Raw genomic sequence first — 19,519 nt, forward strand, 5'->3', positions numbered from 1 at the left:
GCGACGCCACCCGTTGCGGAGTCTTCGGATGGGCCGATTATGTACGTTGGGAATTATGGTGACCCGCCTGACAGTGGTGATGGCTCAGGGACGCCGTGGGCGATAAATGTACTTGATGGTCCTGAACGGGTTTCGGGGGAGGTGTTCGTTCCGTCCGAAGGGCAAACTTTTCCGGGCTTAGAGCTGGCAAATGAACCGCGTGTTTATTTCAATCCCAGAAACCTGGCAAAAGACTCTAGCGGCGGTCGTGCGGCAACTCCATCCGCTCCTGTCGCTAAGCCAGGCCAGTCTCAAACTTATAGCATCAGCCCTGAACGAGTTGAGGAGTTGAAGAGTCTGCGGAAGCAGCCAGCGACGCCCGCAGAGCAGTCGCCTAGTTCCGGTGCCTACGGCAGCCCGTCCGTCGTAAATCAGGGCGATCTCAAGTGGTTCAAGCCAGTAGAACTGGGCAAAGATGCCCAGATGCCGCGTCGCGATTCTGGCTGGTTCCACTCGATTGACAAGCTGTATTGGTCAGAGTCCAAACCAAGCACTGCGATCGGGCTAGGTGGTCTCATCAATGACGCCACCGTACCAAGCGGCGGCGTCAAGATTGGTCGTGACTTCTATTACCGCGAACCACCCTTGCACGACCGTTATGAAGCCATCCACGAAAACGCCTTCACCAAGCCCGCTGGCGAGGACGCCCTCAGCACCTTTAGCATCGACGTCGATACAGCCAGCTACTCGAACGTGCGGCAGTACCTGCTCGACATGCGGCGTCTGCCGCCGGCGGACGCGGTCCGTGTCGAAGAGCTTGTCAATTACTTCGACTACGCCTACGAGGCACCGAAGGAAGCGGCCGAGGAACCCTTTGCGGCTTCGCTTGGCTGCTTCGCTTGCCCCTGGGCACCGTCGCACAAGCTGGTGCGGATCGGCGTGAAAGGTCGTGAGGTCGATGCCGACAAACGGCCGCTGTCGAACCTTGTGTTTTTGGTGGACGTGTCGGGGTCGATGAATGATCGCAACAAATTGCCGCTAGTGATTAGTGGCCTCGAGGCGCTCACTGACCGGCTTGGCGAGAACGATCGCGTCGCGATCGTCGTGTACGCCGGCAGCGAGGGCGTGGTGCTCCCCAGCACGTCGGGCGATCGGAAGGACGAGATCCGTTCGGCGCTCGGCCGGCTGCAAGCGGGCGGCTCGACCGCGGGGGGCGCCGGCCTCAAGCTCGCTTACGAGATCGCCGAACGGAACCAGATCGGCGGCGGCGTGAACCGCGTCGTGCTCTGCACCGACGGCGATTTTAATGTCGGGCTGACAGGGACCGAAGAGCTCGCCAAGCTCGTCGAGACCCGCGCCAAAGAGACGGGTGTCTTTCTGACCGTGCTCGGCTTTGGGCGTGGCAATCTCAACGACGCGATGCTTGAGGAGATCAGCGGCCGTGGCGACGGGCACTACGCCTACATCGACAACGAGAAGGAGGCCCGCCGTGTGTTGTCACGCGACCTGTCGGGGACGCTCGTAACGATCGCCAAGGACGTGAAGCTGCAGGTCGAGTTCAACCCGGCGAAAGTCGCCTCGTACCGCCTGATCGGCTACGAGAACCGCGTCATGGCCGCCAAGGATTTCAATGACGACACGAAGGACGCCGGCGAGATCGGCGCCGGGCACACGGTCACGGCGCTCTATGAGATCGTCCCCGTCGGTGTTGAAGAGCCGGCGCCGCCGGTCGATGGATTGAAGTACCAGCCCGCCCCGGTCGAGGAGGACGCGGCTCGCGTCGACCTGATAGGGGAGAGCGCGCAGCCGACTGTGTTCGCCGCGGAACTGCTCACGCTCAAGATTCGCTACAAGCAGCCCGAGGGGGGCGCGAGCAAGAAGCTCGAGTTCCCGCTCGAAGACGCGGGCAAGTCGTTCGCCGACGCCGACGACGATTTCCGCTGGGCCGCGGCGGTGGCGGAGTTCGGCATGCTGCTGCGGGGCTCGTCGCACGCCGGCGATGCGACGCTCGACAGCGTGCTCGAGATCGCCCGCGGGGCGCTCGGCGCCGACGATGGCGGCTACCGGGCCGAGTTCCTCGACCTCGTCCGACGGGCCCAGGAACTGCGGGGACGTTGAACATCAATTGCTGAGCAATCGAGCAGCTGAGCAATCGAGCAGCTCAGCAATCGAACATAAGAGAGCCGTGTCGTCCCGACCACGGCGGCGCCGGGTACCCGCGACGCGCCGTGGTCGGGACGACACGGCTCTCGCGGCGCCTACGACCGGGCGATCTTGAGAGCCGCCACCAAGTCGATGGTTCCTTCGTACAAGGCGCGGCCGATGATCGCGGCGGCGAGGCCGGCGTCTTTCAGCCGCTGGACATCGTCGAGCGTCGTGACGCCCCCCGAGGCGACGACCGGAAGGTCGCCCACCGCCCGCTGCATCTCCGCCATCGCGGCGACGTTCGGCCCCTGCATCATGCCGTCGGTGGCGATGTCGGTGTAGACGATCGCCGCCAGCGGCTTGCCGACAAACCGCTTCGCCAATTCGACCGCATTGGTCTGGCTCGTTTCCATCCAGCCGTCGGTCGCGACCAGGCCGTCGCGGGCGTCGATCCCCAGCACGAGCTTGTTGGGGAAGCGCTCGACGATGCCCTCGAACCAGTCGGTGTGCTTGATCGCCGAGGTGCCGACGACCAGGCGGTCGAGACCGAAGTCGAGCAGTTCGACGATCGATTGGTCGTCCCGCACGCCGCCGCCGAGTTCGACATTGAAGGGCTCGTTGTAGGCGTTCAGCGCCTCGAGGATCTCTTCGACCGCCGGCAGGTTGACGGGGGCTCCTTCGCGGGCGCCGTCGAGGTCCACCACGTGCAGGCACCGCGCGCCGGCGTCGGCGAATTGCCGGGCGACGGCGGCCGGCTCGTCGTTGAAGACCGTTTCCTGGGCGTAGTCCCCCTGCCGGAGTCGGACACACTTGCCCCCGCGGAGGTCGATGGCGGGCCAGATTTGCATAGAGTTTAGTCGGCAGTCAGCTGTGAGCAGTGAGGAAGTTACGACGAGGGACACTATGTTTACAAAGCTAGCCGCCTAAGGCTAGCCATCCGATTCGCTAGAGAATTGGAGTAAAGTGAGGCGAGGAGCTTGCCACCAGCCACCGCCCTCTGCCAACCGCCCACTCCTTCGTGCCCGACCCCACCCAACCGCTCGACGTGCTCGCCGTCATCGACGCGGTCTGCGACCGGTTTGAGTCGGCGTGGCGCGAGGCGGGTGACGGGACGGAGGGCCCCCGGTGCGAGGCCTTCGCCGCGGAACTCCCCGCAGGACTGCGGGAAGACGCCTTGCGAGAGCTCTTCGCTATCGAGCGACAATATCGGGCACGGCGAGGAGAGGACGCGACCGATTGGGCCGGCGCTCGGCCCGAGCTCGGACGATTCGTCGATGAGCCGTCCGCTAGCGACGCGCTTGCCGAGGCGGCGACGCTCACCGGCCCGGCGGCGCCATCGAGCTTTGGCAGCGGCCAGCTGCGGCTGCGCTGCCCCCAGTGCCAGAGCCGTGTCGACCTCTCGGTCGATTCACAGCTCGACGAGATCACGTGCGGGGCCTGCGGCAGCGCGTTCGGGCTGCTCGGTTCGGGCGCCGAGGCGGACGCCGTCGCGCCGCGGGTGGGACGGTTCTTGCTCCGCGAGCGGCTCGGCATTGGCGCCTTTGGCGCCGTGTGGCGGGCCCGCGACCCCGAGCTCGACCGCGACGTGGCGATCAAGCTCCCGCGGCGCGGCGGCCTCGCGCCGTACGAGGCGGAGCTCTTCTTCCGCGAAGCCCGCGCGGCGGCGCAGCTGGCGCACCCGGGGATCGTCTCGGTCCACGAGGTGGGACGCGACGCGAGCCTCGACGGCACGGGGTCGATCTATATCGTCAGCGAACTGGTCGATGGCGAGCCGATGTCTGACCGGATCAAAGAGTGGCGCCCGACGCCGCGGCAGTCGGCGGCGCTGGTCGCCGACATCGCCGACGCGCTCGACTACGCCCACGGCCGTGGCGTCATCCACCGCGACCTCAAGCCGTCGAACATCATGCTCGACCGCTTCGCGACCGGCGGCGAGACAGCGCGGGCGGGGCTCGCCAATCTCGGCCGTCCGCGGCTGATGGACTTCGGCCTCGCCAAACGCGACGCGGGCGAAATCACCATGACGGTTGATGGCCAAGTGCTCGGCACGCCGGCCTACATGTCGCCCGAACAGGCGAGCGGGCAGACGCGTTGGATCGATCGGCGGACCGACTTGTACGCATTGGGCGTCGTGCTGTTCCGACTGCTGACGGGCGAGCTGCCGTTCCGCGGCACCGCGACGAGCCAGATCCAGCAGCGGCTGACCGACGACGCCCCCAGCCCGCGACGGCTCGACGATACGGTGCCAATCGATTTGGCGACGGTCTGCCTAAAGTGTCTCGAACGCGACCCCAACAAGCGTTACGACACGGCGGCGGACGTCGCGGCAGAGATGCGGCGTTACCTGGCGGGCGAGCCGGTGCTGGCCCGCCCGCTGTCGCCGTGGGGCAGGGCGGGGCGGTGGGCGCGGCGGCGTCCGGCCTTGGCGACCGCGCTGACGCTTGGCGCCGTCCTGGCCGTTGTCGGTCCCACCGCGGCGGTCGTCATTGGACGGCAAGCGGCGAAGCTGGAGTCGCAACTCGACGAGCGTGACGAGTTGATCCGTCAGCAGGAGCAGCGTGTCGACGAATTGGAAGCGGCAAAGGACGCCCAGGGTTCAAGGGTTCATGCACAGGACATCGATCCGATCCGCGTCGAGGCGATCGAGCGACTATTAACTAGTAGTGGCGAACGCCTCCTGGTCGCGGCCCGGCAATCACCACGGAGTAGCGCTGAAGGAGTAAACGCACGCATCGCGATGTCGAGGTTGCTCCTTGCGGTCGGACGCGACGCCGAGGCCGCTTCGCTACTTGCCGAGATTGGCGAACCCTCTATCACGGGATTATCGAATGAACTGACGCAACTGCGCGATGCGCTGACGAACGCCGAAGCGCTTCGCGACACGTTGCGTGAGAAGCGGCTTGGAGCCGCCGGCGTGAAGGCGGCAGCGCAATTGCAAGAGGCGGCAACGCCGCAACTGCCAGAAGTCAACCTCACCCCAAGCGACCTCGTCAATCTCGCCGATGTGCTCCTAAAGCAAGGGGAGGGGGTCAATAAACCCTGACATTGTCACGCAAGTTTGTAGGAGGCGTCTCCCGACGCCGATTCCGCGCACCATGCTGCCTTGTGATGGTGCGCGAAATCGGCGTCGGGAGACGCCTCCCACAGGGCAAGTCCCACAGGGCAAGTCCCACAGGGCAAGTCCCACAGGGCAAGTCCCACAGGGCAAGTCCCACAGGGCAAGTCCCACAGGGCAAGTCCCACAGGGCAAGTCCCACAGGGCAAGTCCCACAGGGCAAGAAGCGTTGCGACTCAAAACGATTCTTCAAAGACCTCGCCGCCATTCCGGCTCGCGAGTGCCCGATAGAGATTGATATCAACATCATCTCGCAGGAAGTGGACGCTGGCGTCGGCAAAGGCAAAGTGAGCCCCCCCGGAATGGAAGCTCCCGAAGTAAAAGTCGTTGCGTTTGAGCGTCCCTGGGTCGGAAGCGGGGCGGGCGGGATCGCCACGGAAATAGCCAAATCGGCCGGGATCAGCATTGATCGGATAGCGAACATTCTTCGTCGCTTGTTGGTAGACCTCTTCGATGCGTGCCCGCCCGGTCCAGATCGCGCCCGTCATCCAGAGCTCGACGGCGTGGTCGACCAGGTAGGCCCGTTCGCCGAACATCAGGGTGTTGGAGAGGCCGTCGAGCACCTGTGACGGGGGGACTTCGCTGTCGGGGTAGAGGATTCCGTCGGTGTAGACATCGCCATAGAAGGTGTTGTCGAGGTCCCAGACTTCGACCGCGCCGTTGCCGGCGACGCCGGCGTAGGTCGACCGTCCGTCGCTGGCCAGCTCCCCGTTGGGGGTGCTCGGGCAGATAAAAACTCCCGGTGTCGGATGGTCCTTGTTGGTCATCTCCCCCGTCGGCAAGACGCCGATCGCGTCGGCTAGCGCTTGCTCTTCGAGCTGTGGCAGGACGAGGACCCGCCAGCCAACGCCGTCGCGCTGCTGAGCCGCGGTGAGACGGGCGCCGGCCGGGAAGCGTCGTTCCTTCGACTCGAAGAGGTGAGCGGCCAGGGCGATCTGCCGCAATTGATTCGAGCAAGACATCCGCCGGGCCGCTTCCCGCGCCGCTTGCACCGCCGGCAACAGCAGGCCGACGAGCACCGCGATGATAGCGATGACGACCAACAGCTCGACGAGCGTGAACGCCCGTTGGCGAGGGTCGGCGCTGATGGTGACGGACGTCATCCGTGGCGGCGGGTCCGGAGCGTGAACAGCGTGGCGAACAGGGCGAGCGTGGCGGCCGACGGCTCGGGGATCGCGAAGAACGCCTGTGCGTACGCCGTGGCCGGCGCGCCGACCCCTTCCATGATCGACATGAACCAGGGGATGTCGTCGAAGTCGAAGACGCTGTCGAGGCTGCCGTTGGTGACCGGGAACTCCCCGAAGAACTCGTAGCGGTAGGCGTTGGTGTCGAGCATCCCGAGGGCGAAGGCGTCGTAATCCCCAACGTCGAGGTCGCCGCTGAGATTCATATCGCCCAGCACGGTCGCGTACGAAGCTAGCTCGACGTTGTCGATCGCCCACCAGCCGTCGTCGCCGGCGTCCTCGACGCCGAACTCGATCTGGACGCCGCCGCCCGACGCGGCGCCCGCTAGCGCCAAGCTGCCGTCGCTCGCCTGGGCGAGCCCGGGTAGCAGGCCCGTCAGATCGACAAAATGACGCTCGTTGAGGTCGAACGCCCGGTAGTAGGGGTTCGGGGTGTTGGGGGCGCCCGTGACGCTGATCGGCTGGTCGGTCGGGAAGCCGTTCGCGTCGCGAAAGGGGGCCGACTCCCAGCGGAGCAGTTCGATCGGCTCGTCGCCATCAATCCGGACGCGAATGATCGCCGTCTGGTTATTGCGAAAACGGAGTGAGGGATCGAGGTACGCCCCGTCGTCGCAACACTCGACGCCGAGCCAACTACTATCGAACCCGAGGACGATCCGTTTCTCGTTCGGCAGTCGCGGATCGAGGTCGATCACCGGGGTCGTCAAGAAGCTGTTGAAGAAGCCGAGCCGGTTGGCGGGGTCGCCCGACTGCCCGACGCCGGGCGAGTTCCAGAGGTCGGGGTCGGCGACCGCCACCGTGCCGTCGCCCCGCTTGAAGAACTCGCGTCCCGCCCGGTCGCCGGTCGCGGCGCCGACGTTTTGCCAGAACGTCTTGCGGGCGAACGACCACCCCCGCCACTCTGGGATACCCCCAGGCGGGAGGGGGCTGGCGACGTCCCAGCCCGGGGGTGGGTCGAGCGAATAAGCGTTCGCGACACCGTACGTCGGAGATGTCAGGAGCGGGATGCTATTGAAATCCTCGGCAAAGAGGACCGTCGCCGCAACGCCTGGCGTCGACAGCGTGGCCGCCCCGCACCAAAGGGCGATTCTTTGGAAGATTCGGCGTGTCGAGCGGGCGCCCATGGCGTTATCAACGGGAGAAGGGGTCTATCAGGATAACGAGCCGCGGCCGCCTCACGTCACGCGGAATCGGCAAGTTTCCCCGAGAGTTTGGCCCCGACGCACGGAGCAGGTAGTTTGTTAACAGCGAACCAGCTGGCCCTGGCGCTGAGAGAGAACGACTTTTCACGAAGGTGCCGTCACGGTGCGCTCGGTTTGCTATCTCGACGTCGCCCTGACTTGCCTGGTTTTGAACGCCAGCGCTGGCGCCGCCGATTTCTGGCTGTCGGCCAATGCGTTGACAACCTCCGGGCCGAGCAACGTGGCGGTGTCGCCGAGCATTGGCGCCTCGACGACCCTCTACGTGTGGGGACGACCCGAGTCGGGCCGGCAGTTTGACGCGGTCTCGCTGAACGTCGTTGCGACGGGCGCCGAGATCGACTTCGTCGATGGCTCGTACGTCTTTTACAACGCGATCGACGGCTCGACCGACCGCTTTGAATTCGTCGTTGATTCGTCGACCGTCCCGACGCTCGCTTCGGAGTACAGCGCGTTCGAGTTGGGGCTGGGGGGAGTGACCGACGGCCTGTACGGGCTCAACGGCTTTAACCTCACCGATACCTCGCCACGCGGCATGGGGCCCGTCTGCTCGGCCGGCGAGATGCACTGCGTTATTGCTAGCGACGGCTCGCCGGCTTGGCTGATCGCTTCGTTCCAGGTCTCTGCGATCGCCGCCGGGGTGGTCGATTTGCACCTGCAGATCGGCGATCGGGGCGTCGCCGAGCGGACGCTGGCGCCGGGCGACTACGATCTCGAGGGAGAAGTCGCGATGCCGGACCACGCCGTCTGGGCAGCCGGCTACGGGGCCAAGGGAATCCACGCCGCCGACGGCAACCTCGACGGCGTGGTCAATGCGGCGGATTACACGATCTGGCGAGACCACGTGGGCGACTCTTCGGTGCTGTTAGGCGTTTCGGCGACGGAAGTCCGGTTCGGCGCCGACGCGATGGCGGGCGACGAGCCTGCCCACAACGCGTTGACCGATCGGGAAATCAATCTGCCGGGAGACGACGCCGACGCGACGTTCACGATCGCGGCGCCGGCGCAGTCGGTCCCCGAACCCGCGGCGGACTTGCTGACGGCCGTTGCCCTTACGCTGCCAATCAGCAACGGCCGGCGCCGCCCGACAGGTCGCTCGAGATAAGACTCAAACCTCGGCCGCCGGGGCCCAACTGGCCCGGATCAGCGCCAGCTTCCGCTCGACGGTTCGCTCGACCACGCCGATCTCGTTGGCGATCTCGGCGCTCGAATAGCCCTCCAGCTTGCGGCCGGCGATCAGGCGGAGCGTGTCGTCGGGGAGCACGCCCATCAGCCGCCGCATTTCTTCCTGCATCGCGACGACGAACTCGGGGCCCAGGTCGTCGTCCGAGGGGTCGCAGCCGGCTAGGGAGTCGTCGCCTCCCGATGGGCCGACGGTGATCCGCGGCCTGCCGCCGCCGCGTTTCTTCGCGTTCTGCTTGTGGCGTTCGTTAATCGCCTTGCGGGCGGTGATCTTCGCCAGCAGCGACCAGAGGTTGTGGCGGTCGCACAGGTCGGGGAAGCGGTCGCGTTGGAAGCCGTGGAAGAGGCTCTGCATGGCGCTGATCGCCACGTCCTCTTCGTCGGCCGGGCCGCGGGGGAGGGCGCCGAGCTTGGTCCGCGCTAGCGCCACGATCCGCCGGAAATAGCGGTCCCACAGCTCACGCTGCGCGTCGGCCGTCTCGCCGTCCCGGAGTTCGGCGATCCAGTAAGTGACGGAGCCGTGGGACGTGTCGTCGTCCATCGCTCGGGCTCTCAAGGGGGGGACCGCCAAGACAAGCGGATTGTAGGAGGCGTCTGGACGCCGATTACGGCATCCTTACCGCAAAGGGATTGAATGCGTAATCGGCGTCCCAGACGCCTCCTACAGCTTATTCGATCCCTGCCGCGATTGCCGCACTTGGGTGACTAAGTTCCCAGCTTGGCGTAGTCGTCCGGCGTCGCGCCGCCGAGGCAGGCGTCGATAATCCGCTGGCCCAGGGGCTGCAGGTCGGGCACCGTGAACTCCCGCAGCTGCTGGTGGAAGAACTCGGTGAGGATCCGGGCGCCTTCGTCGTAGGCTTCCTCGCCGACTTCTGGCTGCTGCGAGACGTCCATAAACCACTTGCCAATGATGTGGCCTTCCACCTGCAACGTTTCCTTGTGGTAGCCCAAGAGCGAGCAGCGCGCCGATTTCAGGTCGCCCGGCTTGAACTTCGCCGAGCCGCGGCGAGCCAGATACTCGCGGGCCACCCATTGCGGAGCGAACCCGACCTTCCAGCACCCCAGGTTCTGATTCGGGATCAATACGAACTGGGTCTGGTCCGTCTGCATGATCTGGTCGAGCAAGATGTTCGCCTGATCGACCTTACGGCCGGTCGCAAACGGCCAGAACGAGCCAACGCCTTCCGACTGCATGCCCCCCTGGTCGACGATCGACGGGTTGCCGTGGCCGCGCGGGGCGACGAGGCGCCACAGCCACGCCAGCGAGGGCGGCAGGACGTGGAAGAGGCCCATGATGCCGTACGTCGGGTTCTCGCGCGTGCAGGGGGGACAACGGACGCCGAAGCTGCGGATGTCGACCGTCACCGGTCCGTTGATAACGTCCGGCACGTACTTGCGGGGCACGACGACGCGGGGGTTCGGACACGGCTTGCCCGGCGCGTCCATCGTGTGCTCCCAGATCAGCGCCGTGGCGCCCGGGTGCGCGTCGATGTTGAGGAACAGCAGGGGGCCCGGGGGATCGACCGTGAGGCGCTCGTTGTAGGGGTCGGTGCCGTACCGGTCGATGTGATTGACGCGGAGGAACCAGGCGTTCTCGGCGTCGATCAGCGACAGCTTCCGCTGCTCGGTCTTCTGCAGCGACGGGTGGCAGAGCGCCATGTCGTCGGTCACCGGCCGCAGGTCGCAACCACGCGGCAAGACGAGCTTCCGGGCGTCGCCCGTGACGGTGTTGGTCCCCAGCAGGAGGGTGCCGTCCGCCTCGCGGTGCATCTGTTCGAGCATCTCGCTCTTGCCGCCGCCCGAGGCGCCCTCGTGCATGATGACGGTGGCGTTCTCGTAGGGGGTCATCACCTCGACCGTCGAGCAGTGAGCCGTTGTCCAAGGCTGCTCGTGCTGCTCGCCCAAGGTAAGCAGCATGCCGTAGACGCCCTTCTTGGCCGAGGGGCCGGGGTAGAGGTTGTAGCTAAACAGCTCGTGGAGCCCGATCTCTTCCTCAAGACGGCGGTTGTGTACGACCACCTGCTTGCCGTCGAAGTGGGTGTGCCGGAACGGGGGGGCGACATAGACCACGGCGCCGTGGTGGTAGTCGGGGCCGTCGAGGCGGATCTCGTCGAGCGGCACAATGCCTTGCAGCATCGCGAGGCCAAGGGCGAAGAAGCCGGCGTTCGCGGGGGCGATCGCCACCGCGTCGAGCGGCTCGTCGGGCAGGCCGGTGCGGAAGAAGAAGCAGGCGATCGGCTGGGACTTCAGCCAGTCGAGCGTCTCGCTGCGGAGCTTGTCGAACGGCTCGCCAAAGCGGCCCTCGAAGGTCGGCTTGTCGGTCGCCCGGTGGTCACCGACGACCATGCAGTCGGGGTCGCGGCGCCGCATGTAGGCTTCGAGGTAGTTGGCGGCGACGCCGTTCTTGACTTGGCAGACCTCGGCTTCGGGGACGAAGCCGCGGCCCGGCACGTCGTAACCGACGGTGTAGAAACCGTTTGGGGCGACTTCGCCCAGGCCGAGCGAGGCGTCGGGCGTCGCCAACGCCACCAACTCTTCGACGCTGCCGGCCAGGTGCAGGCGGCCTTCCGCCTCGGCCGTCTCGAGGATCGACATCGCGCTGTGAGAAAGGGTCAGCCCGGGAAGCTGCTTCAAAGGCATAGCGGAATCTCGAAGAGCGGGGAAAACGGCGCCTGGTCTGCCCCAAAGGCTAATCGGCTTTGGCCTTCTGGTGAAGGATGCGAGGGGACAACTTGGTGGCAAGAGGCCCCTCCGTGCCGTAGTTTCGGCATTCTGACCTGTGCATCTGGCTGGTAGGTTCTACGAATACCGTAAGCTCGACGTGCTGCGGTGGCCTGCCGAGCGCCTTCCTCCGAGGTATTTCGATTGGTGAGCCGTCCTTCCCAGCGTGAAGTCGCCGTCATCGGCGCCGGCCCAGGGGGCCTCGCCGCCGCGATGCTGCTCGCCAAGGCGGGCTGCCGGGTCCGCGTCTTCGAGCGCCACGCCACGCCGGGGGGCCGCACGTCGAGCCTCCGCGAAGGAGGCTACCGCTTCGACCTCGGTCCGACCTTCTTTCTGTACCCACGGGTCCTCAGCGAGGTCTTCGCCCAGTGTGGCTACGACCTGGCGCAAGAAGTCCCGATGAAGCGGCTCGATCCGCAGTACCGGCTGGTGTTTGGCGACGGCCCTCGCCAACAAGGGGGCCAGCTCGACGCGACGCCCGACATCGACCGCATGGAGGCTGAGATCGCCCGGCTGTCGCCCGGTGATGAGGGGGGCTTCACCCGGTTCCTGCGAGAAAACCGCGGCAAGCTCGACGCCTTCACGCCGATCCTCGAGTCCCCCTTCGACCGGCTGACCGACCTCCTGCGGCCCGAGGTGCTGCGTTCGGCCCACCTGCTGCGGCCCTGGCGGTCGCTGCACAGCGAGGTCGGTCGCTTCTTCAAAGACCCGCGACTGCAGTTGGCGTTCACGTTCCAGGGCAAGTACCTAGGGATGTCGCCGTTCCAGTGCCCCAGCTTGTTCTCGATCTTGGCGTTCCTCGAGTACGAGCACGGCGTCCACCATCCGATCGGCGGCTGTGGGCAGGTCTCCGAGCGGATGGCTGAGATTGTCGGCGAGTTGGGGGGCGAGGTCCGCCTCGGCGAACCGATCGAACGGCTCGTCTTCGAGGGGCGCCGGGTGACGTGCGTCGTCACGGGCAAGGGGACCTACAACGCGGACGCCCTGGTGATCAATTCCGACTTCGCCCAGTCGATGACCGAGCTGGTGCCCGACAACCTCCGGCGGCGGTGGAAAGACCGATCGCTGGCGAAGAAACAGTACAGCTGCAGCACCTTCATGATGTACCTCGGCCTGGAAGGCGACCTCCCCGGCCTGGCGCACCACACGATCTACCTGGCCCCGGAGTACCAGAAGAACCTGGACGACATCGCCGCGGGTCGGCCGCTGGCCGACGACTGCAGCGTCTATGTCCAGGCCGCCACGCAGACCGATCCGTCGCTCGCCCCGGCTGGTTGCAGCACGCTCTATGTCCTAGTGCCGACCGCAAACCTCGGCGCCAGCGAGGGCAGGGTCGATTGGCAAGAAGAGTCGGCCCGCATGCGGAGTGTCGTCTTTCAACAGCTGGAACGCCTTGGCGTTCGCGACGCCGAGAATCGGGTCCGGGTCGAACGCGTTGTGAAGCCGACGGATTGGCGAGACGAGCACCATATCTATCGCGGCGCCACCTTCAACCTCGCCCACAACTTGGGGCAGATGCTCTGCTGGCGGCCGCACAACCGCTTTGAGGACCTGTCGGGCGTCTACCTCGTCGGCGGTGGCACCCATCCCGGCAGCGGACTGCCGACGATCTACAGTTCCGCCCGGATCGCGACCGACGCGTTACTCAGTGACCTCGCCGCCTAACCGTAGTATTCCGCCCTTTTGACGTGAACGACCGTCGCGAGCACATCGCCGACCTGCTCCAACGCACCAGCCGCACCTTTGCGCTGGCGATCCCCCTGCTGCCCGAGCCGTTGCGGCACGAGGTGGGGGTCGGCTACTTGCTGTTCCGCATCGCCGACACGCTCGAAGACGCCGAGCTGCTTGGCCGCGACTCGCGGATCCGCGAACTGGGCCGCTTCATCGAGTTGCTCGGTGACCCCTCCGACGCCGCCGCCGCAGAGGCGGCGCAGGTTTGGCGAGAGAGTCCCGTCTCGACCGAGACCGAGTACAACCGCCTGCTCGCCGAGACGGGCGCTGTCTGCGCCGAGCTACGCGGGCTCGACCCGGGCGCTGCCGAGCTGCTCAAACGCCACGTCGTCCGGTCGACGCTCGGCATGGCCGAGACGCTGCGACGCGCCGACAATGACGCGGCGTTCGAGTTTGGTACGCTCGACGAATTGCGGACCTACTGCTACTACGTCGCGGGGATTGTCGGCGAGATGCTCACCGGATTGTTCCATCGAAGCCTCAAGCCGTCGCCGGCGCGGGACGCCCTCGCGGCCGACGCCGCCGCTTTTGGCGAAGGTCTCCAGCTGGTGAACATCCTCAAGGACGCCGCCGACGACGCCCGCGACGGCCGTGTTTATCTCCCCGAGGCGATCGATCGCCGGCAGGTGATCGCGATCGCCCGCGAAAACTTGGCCGCCGCCGAGCGCTATGCCGATCATCTCACGGCCGCCGGCGCCGAGCCGGGCGTCGTCGCGTTCGTCACGCTGCCACGAATCTTGGCCGATGCGACGCTCGATCTGATCCAGCAAGGCGAGGGGGTCAAGGTTTCGCGCGACGTGGTCGCCGCGAAGGTCGCCGAGGCCCTCGCCGCGGCGGGAGCGGCGCCGTGACCGATGCGACGAAGAACGTCGCCGAAGTGATCGCGGCCGCGCGTCGGGCGCAGGCCGACTGGGCGGCGCTTGCGCCCCGGGTCCGCGTTAAGCCGATTGGCGGATTGCGTCACGAGTTGGCGGCCGACCCCTCGGGTTGGGCCTCGCTGATTCAAACGCCTCAGGACCGCACGACGGCCGAGAGCCTCGCCAGCGAGGTGCTCCCCTTGGCGGACGCTTGCCGCTGGCTCGAGCGTCACGCCGCCCGGACGCTCCGACCCCGTGTCGCATGGCGGTTTTTTCAGAGTCTTGCGTTGCGGGTCGAGAGAAAGCCCGCCGGCGTGGTGCTGGTGATTGGGGCGTCCAACTACCCGCTGTTCTTGCTGGCCGTGCCGGCGATCCAGGCGCTGGCGGCGGGGAACGCCGTGCTGCTCAAACCGCCGCCGGGCGGCGAAGCGATTGCGCAGCGACTCGCCAACGTGCTGGTCGGCGGCGGCGACTCACGGTTGTGCGTCGCGCTCGATAGCTCCACCGAGAGCGCTCAAGCGGCGATCGCCGCCGGGGTCGATCACATCACCGCCACAGGCTCCTCCGCCACCGGCCGCGCCGTTGCCCGGGCCGCCGCCGAGACGCTGACCCCGTGCACGCTCGAGTGCTCTGGCAGCGATGCGGTGATCGTCCTCCCGGGCGCCAACCTGCGACGCGTCGTCGACTGTGTCGCTTGGGGGCTGACGTTCAACGCCGGGGCGACCTGCATCGGACCGCGGCGTCTGATCGCGGTTGGCGACGCCGACGAAGTGCGACAACGCCTTGCCGATCGGCTCGCGAACGCCCCGCCACGTCGGGTCCCGAAACAAGCCGCCGAAGCCCTCCGCCGGGTGCTGGGCGACGAGCTCGCGGCTGGGGCGATGGCTAGCTGTCCCCACGGGTTCGACCGCGTGGCGCTCGACGCCGCGTGCGACGCCGCACTGATCCCGCCGATCTTGCTCACGTCGGCCTTGGCGTCGCCGCTGGTCGCTCAATCCGACCTCTTCGCTCCCGTGCTATCGCTCGACGTCGCCAAAGACGCCGAGCAGGCGATCGAACTCGCAAACGCCTCGTCCTATGCGCTGGGCGCGTCGGTCTTCGGGCCGGCCGGCGAGGCGGAGGAGGTCGCTCGGCGTTTACGGGCGGGCTGCGTGACGGTCAATGACTTGATCGCACCGACGGCCGACCCCCGCGTGCCGTTTGGCGGGGCGGGGGAGAGCGGCTACGGCGTCACCCGTGGCGCCGAAGGCCTGCTGGCGATGACCCGGCCGCAGGCGGTCGTCCGTCGCCGCGGCGGGTGGCTGCCCCACCTCGACGAGCCCACCCCGGCGCTCGACGATCTGGTCACCGGGCTCATCCAAAGCCAGCACGCCGCCAGCTGGTCGGGACGCTTTGCTGGACTGAAGAAAATCATCTCCGCGGCGACGCGTCGCCGGACAGAATCGTCACCGACGAGGGAACCATGATCGCACAAGCCACTTCAGGGAAGCGAGTCGCCATCGTTGGCGGCGGGCTCGGCGGGCTCGCCGCCGCTTGCACGCTGGCCGCCCGCGGCTACAAGGTCGCGCTCTTTGAGCGCAACGCCACCGTCGGCGGCAAGGCGGTGCAGCTCCGTCGTGACGGCTACCGGTTCGACATGGGGCCGACCATCCTCACGTTGCCGTCGGTCTTGCGTCGTATCTTCGCTGAGGCGGGTCACGACCTCGACCAGCGGCTGGAATTGGTCAAGCTCGACCCGCAATGGCGTTGTTTCTTCGAGGACCGCTCGGTGCTCGACCTTGTGGCCGACGTGCCGCAGATGAAGCAGACGCTTGACGCCTTCTCCGGGCGGCCCGAGGTCGCCGCCGGCTACGAAAAGTTCATTTCGACGAGCGCCCGACTGCACGAAATATCCGACCGCTTCTTCTTCTGGAAGAGCGTCGGCGGCATCGGCGACACGATGGATATGTCGACAACGTTCGACGCAAAAGTCTTGAGCGATCTCATGGCGCTGCGGATGGGCCGCACCGTCGCGGGGACGGTCCGTTCCCACGTGCCGGATGAACGGGTCGCCCAGATGATCGACCACTTCACCCAGTACGTCGGCTCCAGCCCCGAGGCGTCTCCGGCTGTGCTGTGCGGCATCGCCCACATGCAGACCGAAGAGGGCGTTTGGTACCCGATGGGAGGGACACGCGCCGTCCCCGAGGCGCTCGCGAAGCTCGCCGGTGAGCTGGACATCGAGGTCCATACCGACACGCCGATCCGCCGCATTCTCACCCAAAACGGGCAAGCCGTCGGCGTCGAGACCGAGTCGGGCGAGCGGCACGACGCCGACGCGGTCGTCAGCAATTGCGACAGCGTTATTACGCACAAGGAGTTGCTCGGCGAGGGCGCCGACTCACCGTTCTTACGCCGCCGCAAGTACGAGCCGGCCTGTTCGGGGGTGGTGCTCTATCTCGGCCTCAACCGGCGGTTCGACCAGCTGCTGCATCACAACTTTGTCTTCTCCGAAGACCCCCACGAGGAGTTCGACGCCATCTACCACCGCGGCGTCCCGGCGCCCGACCCGACGGCTTACCTCTGCGCGCCGGCCGTCACCGAGCCGGGCGTCGCTCCCGACGGAGGTGAGGCGCTCTATATCCTGGTCCACACCCCCTACCGGCGCGACGGCCAGGATTGGCGAGAGCTGTTGCCCGCCTATCGAGAGACGATCCTCGACAAGCTGCAGCGGACCGCCGGCATGGAAGGCCTTCGCGACGCGATTGTCGTCGAGGAAGCCCTGACGCCGGCCGATATCGAGAGCCGCTACAACGTGCTCCGCGGCGCCATCTATGGGCTGGCGAGTCACGGCCGGTTCTTCGGCGCCTTCAAGCCCGCCAACCGCAGCCGCGACGTGAAAGGCCTTTACCTCGCCGGCGGCGCCGCCCACCCGGGCCCCGGCATGCCGATGGTGCTGATGAGCGGCTGGATCGCGGCCGACTCGCTCGACGCCGACTACGAGCAGGTCGGCGAGCGGGCTTTGGCAGGCGTTTGAGCCGACTCTAACCGTGCCTTACTCTGGAACCACAAAGGAACGAAGGAACTTAGGCGGGTCCTTGTCGTTCCCGGTCCTTTGTTCCGTCGTTCCTTGGTGGTTCAAGCTGATCGATGAGTAAACGTGTCTCCGACGCTCCGCCCCGCGTCTCGGCGTTCTGGCTGCGCTGGTTTCGTTGGTACCTGCGGCGGTACTTGCGCAAGTCCTTCCATGCCGTCGCGGTGGGTGGTCCCGAGCCGGCGATCCCACGCGACGCGCCGCTGGTGGTCTATCTCAATCACGCCTCGTGGTGGGACCCCTTGGTGGCGATGCACTTGGCGGAGCGGATCACGCCCGCACGGACGCTCTACGCCCCCTTCGACGCCGCTGCGCTGGCCCGCTATCCGATCTTCGAGAAACTCGGCTTCTTCGGTGTCGAGCAACAAACCCGCCGCGGCGCGGCGCAGTTCTTAAGAACGGCGCGTAGTGTCTTCGCGACGCCTGACACGAGCATCTGGATGACGCCCGAGGGGCGGTTCGTCGACCCGCGGGAGGAGGCGCCTGCCTTCCAGCCCGGCTTGGCTCATCTGGTCGCCGATCTAGCGGAGCGGGCGCCCGACGCGGTCGTTCTGCCGCTGGCGATCGAGTACGTGTTCTGGGAGGAACGTCTCCCCGAGGCGCTCGTCTGGTTCGGCGAGCCGGTCCGCTTGAGAGAATCGCGGGGGGGCCTCGACAAAGCGGGTTGGGACGACCTCTTACGGGCGCGGCTACGGGCGGCGCAGGGGGAACTTGCGGCGCGGTCAATTGCTCGCGACGCGTCCGCGTTCCGTGTGGTGTTGGGGGGGACGGCCGGCGTCGGCGGGGCGTACGAACCGGCCCGTTGGCTTCATGCTAAACTGACGGGGCAAGCCTATCGCGCCGCCCATAGCGAGAAGTTTTGACGACGTGTTCGTTCATGTCGTCAGCGCTTATCCCCCGCCTTGAAAAGGAGGGGAACGGTTTCGCCGCTATCGATTTTGCCTACCTACACGCTGCTATGCCGGATGCCCTTACGCTCTTCGCCGCCCTTGGCCTCGTCGGTTCGGCGGTCCCGGCGTATTTCTATGGGCGGAATCGAACGGTCTTCGGGCGGGCACCTAACGGACTCGCGAGCGGCGCCTTGTCGGTCCTGATCCCGGCCAGGAATGAAGCGGCGAACATCGAAGCCTGCATCGCCGCGGTCTTGGCGGCGGGCGAAGGAGTCGATGTCGAGGTCGTCGCGCTCGACGACGCGTCGGAGGATGACACGGCGGCGATTGTCGAACGACTCTCCTTGGCGGATTCGCGCGTCCGGTTCGTGCGGGGTCGCCCCCTGCCCGTCGGTTGGAATGGCAAGCAACACGCTTGCCAGCAGCTCGCCGACGCGGCGACGCACGAGACGCTGCTGTGGATCGACGCCGACGTGCGGCTCGAACCCCACGCCCTCGGCCGCCTCCTCGCCGAACAGACCAGGACCGGCGCCGACCTGTTGAGCGGCTTCCCTCGCCAAGTCACCGTGACTTGGCTCGAGCGTCTGCTGCTCCCGCTGATCCACTTTGTGTTGCTTGGGTTTCTCTCGCTGCGCGCGATGCGGAAGTCCTTGGAGCCGAGCTTCGCCGCCGGGTGCGGCCAGCTCTTCCTGACCCGTCGCGACGCCTATCGACAGGCCGGTGGCCACGCGGCGATTCGCGCTTCGCGTCACGATGGGGTCACCCTGCCGCGGGCTTACCGCCGCGCTGGGCTCAAGACGGACCTGTTTGACGCGACCGATGTCGCCCACTGCCGCATGTACGACAGCGCTGCGGGGGTATGGAATGGCTTGGCGAAGAACGCGACCGAGGGCGTTGCGACGCCGGCGTTGTTGATTCCGGTCACGGCGCTCTTATTGCTCGGCCAGGTCATGCCGCTGCCGATGGCGTGCTTCGCTTGGTGGCGTGACGAGCCGCTCACGCTGGGGCTGTCGTTGGCGGCGATCGGTTTGTCGATCGGGCCGCGGATCGACGCCGCGTTGCGGTTCCGGCAGCCGTTTGAAGGGGCGCTCGCCCACCCGATTGGCGTGCTGTTGTTCCTTTTCATTCAATGGGAAGCGCTTGTGCGCGACCGCGTTGGCAAGCCGGTCGCCTGGCGCGGCCGCGGGGCGGTGAGCACGCCATGAACGACGACGAAGACTGGCAGGACGACCTCGACGAAGACGACGTCTTCGACTGTCCCGAGTGCGGCGCCGAGGTGCACGCCGAAGCGGAGGCGTGCCCCGCCTGTGGCTACTGGATCACCGACGCTGAGCACGAGGCGGGCTGGCGGGCCGGTTCGGCGTCGCAGCGGATCCGTTTGGTGGGTCTCTGGATCCTCGGCTTGGCGGCGATTGGCACGCTACTACTGTGGTGGGGATGAGA

At 66.6% G+C, this 19,519-nt stretch carries 15 protein-coding genes; 10 read left to right on the plus strand and 5 right to left on the minus strand.

Translation table 11 applies throughout. The features are described from left to right. Window positions 1–462: 462 nt before the first annotated feature. Complete coding sequence (locus Pla108_RS06370) at window positions 463–2,097, plus strand: vWA domain-containing protein (protein ID WP_197526293.1); 1,635 nt, start codon at window positions 463–465, stop codon at window positions 2,095–2,097. A 140-nt stretch (window positions 2,098–2,237) separates the two neighbouring features. Here the strand turns inward: Pla108_RS06370 and hisA are convergent, their stop codons facing one another. Then, window positions 2,238–2,972, minus strand: a complete 735-nt coding sequence (hisA, locus tag Pla108_RS06375; RefSeq protein ID WP_146444034.1) for a 1-(5-phosphoribosyl)-5-[(5-phosphoribosylamino)methylideneamino]imidazole-4-carboxamide isomerase — start codon at window positions 2,970–2,972, stop codon at window positions 2,238–2,240. A gap of 170 nt (window positions 2,973–3,142) precedes the next feature. Between hisA and Pla108_RS06380 the strand changes: the two genes are divergently transcribed. Beyond that, on the plus strand, window positions 3,143–5,167 hold the full coding sequence (locus Pla108_RS06380; RefSeq protein ID WP_197526294.1) for a serine/threonine-protein kinase: 2,025 nt from the start codon (window positions 3,143–3,145) through the stop codon (window positions 5,165–5,167). 248 nt (window positions 5,168–5,415) lie between these two features. On the opposite strand, the gene Pla108_RS06385 is transcribed toward Pla108_RS06380, so the two are convergent. Both Pla108_RS06385 and Pla108_RS06390 read right to left on the minus strand, forming a co-directional pair. Further along, window positions 5,416–6,342 carry a DUF1559 domain-containing protein gene (locus tag Pla108_RS06385; RefSeq protein ID WP_146444036.1) on the minus strand — a complete coding sequence of 309 codons (927 nt, stop codon included), beginning with the start codon at window positions 6,340–6,342 and terminating at the stop codon, window positions 5,416–5,418. Further along, complete coding sequence (locus tag Pla108_RS06390; protein ID WP_146444037.1) at window positions 6,339–7,547, minus strand: hypothetical protein; 1,209 nt, start codon at window positions 7,545–7,547, stop codon at window positions 6,339–6,341. The genes Pla108_RS06385 and Pla108_RS06390 overlap by 4 nt, the downstream gene beginning before the upstream one ends. Before the next feature lie 181 nt (window positions 7,548–7,728). Between Pla108_RS06390 and Pla108_RS06395 the strand changes: the two genes are divergently transcribed. Continuing rightward, window positions 7,729–8,727 (plus strand): hypothetical protein, encoded by a 999-nt coding sequence (locus tag Pla108_RS06395; RefSeq protein ID WP_146444038.1) that lies wholly within the window; start codon window positions 7,729–7,731, stop codon window positions 8,725–8,727. Window positions 8,728–8,730: 3 nt separating this feature from the next. On the opposite strand, the gene Pla108_RS06400 is transcribed toward Pla108_RS06395, so the two are convergent. Further along, window positions 8,731–9,345, minus strand: coding sequence for an ECF-type sigma factor (locus Pla108_RS06400; protein ID WP_146444039.1), 615 nt, complete (start codon window positions 9,343–9,345; stop codon window positions 8,731–8,733). A 164-nt stretch (window positions 9,346–9,509) separates the two neighbouring features. Continuing rightward, complete coding sequence (locus tag Pla108_RS06405; RefSeq protein WP_146444040.1) at window positions 9,510–11,444, minus strand: DUF4914 family protein; 1,935 nt, start codon at window positions 11,442–11,444, stop codon at window positions 9,510–9,512. Window positions 11,445–11,672: 228 nt separating this feature from the next. Here Pla108_RS06405 and crtI point away from each other — a divergent pair, with 228 nt between their 5' ends. The 7 genes from crtI to Pla108_RS06440 all read left to right on the plus strand — a co-directional run bounded on the left by crtI (window position 11,673) and on the right by Pla108_RS06440 (window position 19,517). Continuing rightward, window positions 11,673–13,190, plus strand: coding sequence for a phytoene desaturase family protein (gene crtI, locus Pla108_RS06410; RefSeq protein WP_146444041.1), 1,518 nt, complete (start codon window positions 11,673–11,675; stop codon window positions 13,188–13,190). A gap of 23 nt (window positions 13,191–13,213) precedes the next feature. Beyond that, entirely contained in the window at window positions 13,214–14,107 is an 894-nt protein-coding gene (locus Pla108_RS06415; RefSeq protein WP_146444042.1) for a squalene/phytoene synthase family protein, read from the plus strand. Beyond that, window positions 14,104–15,579, plus strand: a complete 1,476-nt coding sequence (locus Pla108_RS06420) for an aldehyde dehydrogenase family protein (protein ID WP_146444043.1) — start codon at window positions 14,104–14,106, stop codon at window positions 15,577–15,579. The genes Pla108_RS06415 and Pla108_RS06420 overlap by 4 nt, the downstream gene beginning before the upstream one ends. Continuing rightward, a complete protein-coding gene (locus Pla108_RS06425) occupies window positions 15,576–17,129 on the plus strand; it encodes a phytoene desaturase family protein (RefSeq protein ID WP_146444044.1) in 1,554 nt (517 codons plus the stop codon). The genes Pla108_RS06420 and Pla108_RS06425 overlap by 4 nt, the downstream gene beginning before the upstream one ends. 113 nt (window positions 17,130–17,242) lie before the next feature. After that, on the plus strand, window positions 17,243–18,049 hold the full coding sequence (locus Pla108_RS06430; RefSeq protein WP_146444045.1) for a lysophospholipid acyltransferase family protein: 807 nt from the start codon (window positions 17,243–17,245) through the stop codon (window positions 18,047–18,049). Window positions 18,050–18,144: 95 nt separating this feature from the next. Then, window positions 18,145–19,281, plus strand: a complete 1,137-nt coding sequence (locus Pla108_RS06435) for a glycosyltransferase family 2 protein (protein WP_146444046.1) — start codon at window positions 18,145–18,147, stop codon at window positions 19,279–19,281. After that, window positions 19,278–19,517: a hypothetical protein gene (locus Pla108_RS06440; protein WP_146444047.1), complete on the plus strand. Its 240-nt coding sequence runs from the start codon at window positions 19,278–19,280 to the stop codon at window positions 19,515–19,517. The genes Pla108_RS06435 and Pla108_RS06440 overlap by 4 nt, the downstream gene beginning before the upstream one ends. Window positions 19,518–19,519 lie beyond the last annotated feature (2 nt).

Origin of the sequence: Botrimarina colliarenosi, from assembly GCF_007859955.1 — a bacterium.
Classification (GTDB): Bacteria; Planctomycetota; Planctomycetia; order Pirellulales; family Lacipirellulaceae; genus Botrimarina; species Botrimarina colliarenosi.